Annotated in this window: 4 protein-coding genes; all 4 read right to left on the reverse strand. The window is 61.8% G+C overall.

The features are described from left to right. Positions 1 to 172 precede the first annotated feature (172 nt). Positions 173 to 781, reverse strand: a complete 609-nt coding sequence (locus AXK11_RS04470) for a PIN domain-containing protein (protein ID WP_068629733.1) — start codon at positions 779 to 781, stop codon at positions 173 to 175. Continuing rightward, positions 778 to 1,146, reverse strand: coding sequence for a helix-turn-helix domain-containing protein (locus AXK11_RS04475; protein WP_068629735.1), 369 nt, complete (start codon positions 1,144 to 1,146; stop codon positions 778 to 780). Before AXK11_RS04475 ends, AXK11_RS04470 begins: the two co-directional genes overlap by 4 nt. A gap of 428 nt (positions 1,147 to 1,574) precedes the next feature. Further along, positions 1,575 to 2,549 carry a PEP-CTERM sorting domain-containing protein gene (locus AXK11_RS04480; protein WP_068629737.1) on the reverse strand — a complete coding sequence of 325 codons (975 nt, stop codon included), beginning with the start codon at positions 2,547 to 2,549 and terminating at the stop codon, positions 1,575 to 1,577. Continuing rightward, positions 2,546 to 5,356 (reverse strand): hypothetical protein, encoded by a 2,811-nt coding sequence (locus tag AXK11_RS10025; RefSeq protein WP_197456802.1) that lies wholly within the window; start codon positions 5,354 to 5,356, stop codon positions 2,546 to 2,548. The genes AXK11_RS04480 and AXK11_RS10025 overlap by 4 nt, the downstream gene beginning before the upstream one ends. Positions 5,357 to 5,397: the final 41 nt, after the last annotated feature.

A 5,397-nucleotide genomic window follows, 5' to 3' on the forward strand; every position in this document is an offset into this window, starting at 1 on the left:
TGCCGCCCCGCGCGGAGCGGAAAAGGGAGGTCCCGTTAAATTTGGGAATCGTGCTTCGGCGGGGTCGCAGACCCGTTTTATCGCCGGAGCCGATTCCCAAATTCAATGGCACGTGGCGCCACGCCACCGCTGCACGCGTAGTGCCGCCCCGCGCAGGGGCTCAATACGTACCTTACGACCTCGGCTCCTCGTTCTTCAATGCGGTGAGGAGCGTTTCAGCAAACTTGGGAACGAAGGCCGAGAGCACGGCAAGCTCCTCCTCCACTGTGATTTCGCGGCCGAGCTTATGGGAGTTATTGCGAGCGATCTTGTTTAAAGCTTTCCCAAGCTGTTCCGGGAACAACCCATAGAGCTCCAGCAGAAAGTCCTGCGGGTGCAGTGCGCGGATTCGCCAAGGGCCCAGGTGCGCTTCCCCGAAGTCGCGCAGGTTGTAGGTCACTATCACACTCGCCCTTCCCTCAATCGCACAAGCCAGTACATGACGGTCTTTCTCGTGGTTTGTACACCTCCCGATCCACTGCTCATAGCCACTCACCGAGCTGTCGGGGAAGTTGTGTAAAAGTGCCGCCCGAAAACCATGCGCGAAATGCGGCTCCCAGCTCAGCCGCAACGTATGCGTGCGGTAGGTCTCCCCAAGAATCTGCTCACTCCAAAGCGGGAAGATCACCCCTGCCTCAGCCAGAGTAAGCAGCAGGTTGGCAACCGCATGATTTGCCAAAACGCAGGCATCCATCACTGCATGCCAGATCCCAAGCCTACGGCCTTTGGCTTCAGCAATCACTTTGTTTGCTGGGTCAAAGCCTCCGGAGTCGCCTTCCGGTAAAGCCCTTTCTCTATGAGTTCAGCACTGATTGCTCCCATAGCTTGGCCGAAGGGCGAATGAATGAAGCGCTCTATCTCCGCTTCCTGCTCACGTTGATAAGTCACCAAGGCATCCCGCTCGACCCGCAGCTCTCCCTCGACTTGATCCATAGGCAAGACCCCAAGCCTCCCTAGATAGCGCGTGTGCCCCTCGGTAATTTTCAACAGGCGCGCGGCCTCCGCGACTGAGAAACTCTCTTTGGACAAATCAGGCAATTCACCCGCAGCAGCAATGCGGAGAGCCTCCGGTGGTTCGACAGCGATAGCTTGGGCAAGCGGTGGCATGGCAGTTCCTTTCCTTTCGAGTGCGCGAAAGCTAGCACACTCTCCCCCCCTGACAAGGGGCGAGACGTTCCGTTTTTTCCACTGCGCGTGGGGCGGCAGGCGGTGCCTGCTCCCATTTACTGTGCGGCTTGCTGTCGGGCGTTCCGCCCGACGAACAAGCCGCACAGTAAGGGATTACCCGACCTCCGGTCGGGTCGGAGAGTTAACCCGTCAACTTTTTCGCCGCGCCAACATGGGTTTCCGCTCCATCTGCATTTGAGGCCTCATTCCCTGTCGTGAAACGACAGGTAGGAGTCCTTTAAATTTGGGAATCGTGCTTCGTCGCGTAGCGACGAGGCCGATTCCCAAATTTAACGGCACGTGGCGCCACGCCACCGCCGCCCGCGCAGGGCCGCCCCGCGCGCAGCGGGAGGAGTCTTCGATTCATTTTATTTGGCGGCGCACTCGCTGGTGCGCCGTCCTTTCTGCCGTTTGCGGCGGAGGAGGTACAGGCCGGTGCCCAGTGTGCCGAGGAGGGCGCCCCAGGTGGCGGGCTCGGGGACGGCCGAATGAGCGAAGGGGGTGATTTGCCAGTAGTCCTTATCCCATTGGCGGTAGGTGGTCTCGTAGTTTTGATAGCCGTCGAAGACGATTTGGCCGAGGAGGGCAGTGTTAAAGGTGACGCCGTTGTAGACCTTTCGCACCAGCAGGATGTCTTCGTACTCGTACCAGTTGCGCATGAAGAGGATGGCGTTCGACCTGTTGAAGGTGAGCGTGTCGATCCACAGGATGTTGGCCTTGCTGGCCTCGCCGCCCACCCAGTCAATCGTCCCGCGGTTTTCGATATGCAGGTTTCCAATATGCAGCTTGGTGTTGCCGCCCATCTGCAGGACCGCCTGATCGCCGCCGTACTCGGGTCCGCGCGGATCGTAGGGCGTGCCATTCAGCGTGATCGAGGGCAGCCCTCCGCCGTTTCTAAAAATCTGATCCCAGCGGGCGGGCGCCAGCTTCAGCGTCGCATTTCCCCCGCCGTCGCCGACCGTGATTCGATTTCCGTTCAATTGCAGCCTGCCGCCCCGCAGATCGAGCATCCCGCGGTGGATATACACGTTGCCTGACTGGTGCGTGACGTCACCGCTATCGAGGGTCAGCGTGCCCTCCTGCGTCTTTACCAATTCCCTGGTGGCGGTGATCAAGCGTGCCCCCACCGTGAAGGATAGGTCGCCAAATGTGTGGACATATAGCTTGGGAGCACTGTCAGCACCGATCCAACCGCCGCCGGTGATAATCCTCGTCCCACTACCGCTGGCGATCAGGCCGCCGGCGCCGATTAGCAGGAGGCGCCCGTTGAGGTTGAGGCTGCCCCCGCCCAGAATCAGCGAGCTGATTGTACGGTTTGCCGTGAGCCCCTGATTCGCCGTCATCCGCACATTGCGCGATGCCGTCCACGTGTCATCTGGCCCCGTGTGGTAAGTATCCAGTGCCTTGACGTAGTGGAGACCGCCCTCGGTGGCCGCTTGGGCAAAGCCCTGCCAACCCAACCGCCCGCTGTAATCGCCGTCGCCCAAGGCATGATACGGACACCGCCTGCGGCATTGATGTTGTGCCCGCTGGCGGAGGTATCGAGCCGCAGCCGGGAGCTCTTTTCGGAAAAGTGCAGTGTGCCGCGCGAGCTTGCGTCCCGCTGCAGGCTGGTGGCGTGGATCTCGGAGAAGCTGCCCTTGGCGGCACCCGAAAAGGGGAAAATCTGGATGCTGTTTTGTCCCGACGTCACGGTGAGCTCCCCCACCTTTTCGGGCGCAGGGCTGACGGACGAGCGGCGGTAGGCCAGCGTGCCGCCCTGTAAAACAATCGTCGCATCGTCGTTGATCCGGTCAGCCCGATAACTCCCGCCGGTCTGGGAATCGTGCGTGCCCACGTCGTCGAGGAAGAGCGTGCCGTTGTGCGCTAGCGTGATTTTGGAGACAGAGGCAAGCCGCCCCTGCCTGTTTAGCCGCACTTCGGCACCGTAGATAGATACATTCCCGGTATTGGTGGTGTTTGCGCTGAGGTCGATCCGGCCATCGCCCACCAGCCAGAGGGGTGCGCTGCCACTCAAGGTACCGCTCAAGACCACATCGGCGCGCGGGACACTCGCACTGCCGCGTTCGATCCGGATCGTGCGTGTACCGCCAGTGCCGAGGGTCAGGTTGAGCCTGAAATCCACCGTGCCATCGGCGGTGTAGTGGCCGAAGCGCAACTCCCCCGGGTAATAAAGCCACACACTTCCTCCGGGGAACCAGACTTTGTGGGTGCCGCCGTAGGCGGCGAAGCCGCCGCCGCCGTTCAGCCAGATTGTTTCGCCGTGCCCCGAGCCAAGCATGAACGTGAAGTCCGCATCAATCCCGAGCACTCCGCCGTCGAGCCGGAGGCTGACGTCCGCAAGAAGCCCTTGCGGCAGGCGCAGGGCGCCACCTTCGATGATTACTCGGCGGCTGGTGCTTTTGGGGCTAAAATTGCCGCTCCCACTCCAGTGGAGCAGGCCGCGGCCTGTTTTGCGGTAGCCGCTGTTGTCAGCATTGATCCCAAGCTCCCCCGTGATGATCGCATGGGCATTGCCCACGCCGCGCTCGACCCGGATCTCGCGAATACCAGCACCCGTCCGGATACCGTTAGTGAGCGTGATGTTGTGCGTGGCGTAGCGGGAGCCGAGCAGCAGCGCGTCGCCGCTTTTCACAAAGTGCGGCGTGGCACCCCAATTGAGGTTCGCCCCGCCATTGATCGTGACGGTGCGGTCTGCGCCTACGGCGGAGAAGCCGCCGGAGCCCTCCCAGCGGAGCTGGCCCGGGCCGGTGCCGAGCGTGAAGTTATGGACACCACCGGCACCGCTGCCCGCGTAGCCCAGCTCAAGGATGCCGCCGTAGCTGGGGCCACTGGCATAAGCTCCGTGATCAGAGGGGCCGTTGGTGCCGCTCTCGAAGACGATGTTTGAGGTGCTCGGCAGGGCGTTAGCGTTGTTGATCCGAAGGACGCCGCCGTGGATCACGGTGTCGCCCGTCCAGCTATTGGCGCCCGCCCCAGTCGCCGAATTGTTCAGCATAATGAGCCCGGGGCCGACCTTGATGAAGCTGCCGGTACCATTGTTGTAAACGCGGCCGGCCAGCTCGAGCCCTCCGGCGCGGTCACCGCGCGCGCCAAAGCGTGTGTCGCCGGAAAACTGGACGGGCATGAGGAAGCGGGTGCGCCCACCGTCGTTGTAGAGTGCGCCGATCCGGTCGGTGCCCTCGCGGCGGATGATCCCCGCACCGGTGATCTGGAGCGTGGTGCCATCTTTCGGTGGCATGTACCCAAGCGCAGCTCCGAGGTGCGTGCGCAGGGCGAGCGAGCCACCGTTGTAGACGCGTTTTTCGCCGCGGATGCCGAGAGCCTGGTCGGCCTTGATGATGGCGAAGCCGCGTGCGTTTACGCGCAGCTTACCGTTCCAGTCTTTATTATTCGCCTGGAGGATGAAGTGCGGCTGGGGCTGCAAGGCCTCCACCCCGCCGAAGAGGCCCACGTCGATGATCCCGCCCGGGATGAGGCCGGCTTTAATCTCCTCAATGCTTAGTATCCCCTCCCGCAACTGTCCCCAGAAGTGGGTGGCGCCCATCCCGCCGATCTGGATGTGCTGATTATTGAGGTTGATCTCGCCGCTTCCGAGCTCCCCGTCCCCGCCTATTCCGAGTCCGCCCTCGGAGTAGTTTTCGATTTTTCCCACGCCGCGCCAATGATGGTAGTCGGCGATTGTGAACTGGTCTAACTCAAGCCTGTGCTCGGAGGTGTTCTGGAGGTCCTGACTGTTTACCACCAGCAGGTACGGGTCTACTTCACCACTCTTGAATCCCAGCGTGAGTTGGTCGCCGAATATGGTGTACCAGATACCCGCCTCAACCCACAGCGAGCGCAGGTTGAGGAGCTTCCCAGCCCCAATAATCGGCCTTGGCTGGGCGCCCTTATAGCTATCGGGGAAGAGCACATCGACGCCGTCGGGCGGCACGCTGCCGCCGAGCCACTCGGAGCCGCTAAGCCAATCGTAGTGCCCCGTGTAATATTCGTAGGGCCCAGAGTTCCCGCCGTTCACCCCATTCCAGATATACTCAATGGGCGGCGGATCGACGTAGATCGGGATATACTGCGCCCGAGCAGGCCCAAGCCCCAGAACCACGATTCCCAACAATGCGGCGCACGCGGCCAGCCTACTTACATAAGTCATTAGACTACAACGCGATGGGGGGGGGGGGGGGGGGGGGGGGG

Origin of the sequence: Cephaloticoccus primus (assembly GCF_001580015.1) — a bacterium.
GTDB lineage: Bacteria > Verrucomicrobiota > Verrucomicrobiia > Opitutales > Opitutaceae > Cephaloticoccus > Cephaloticoccus primus.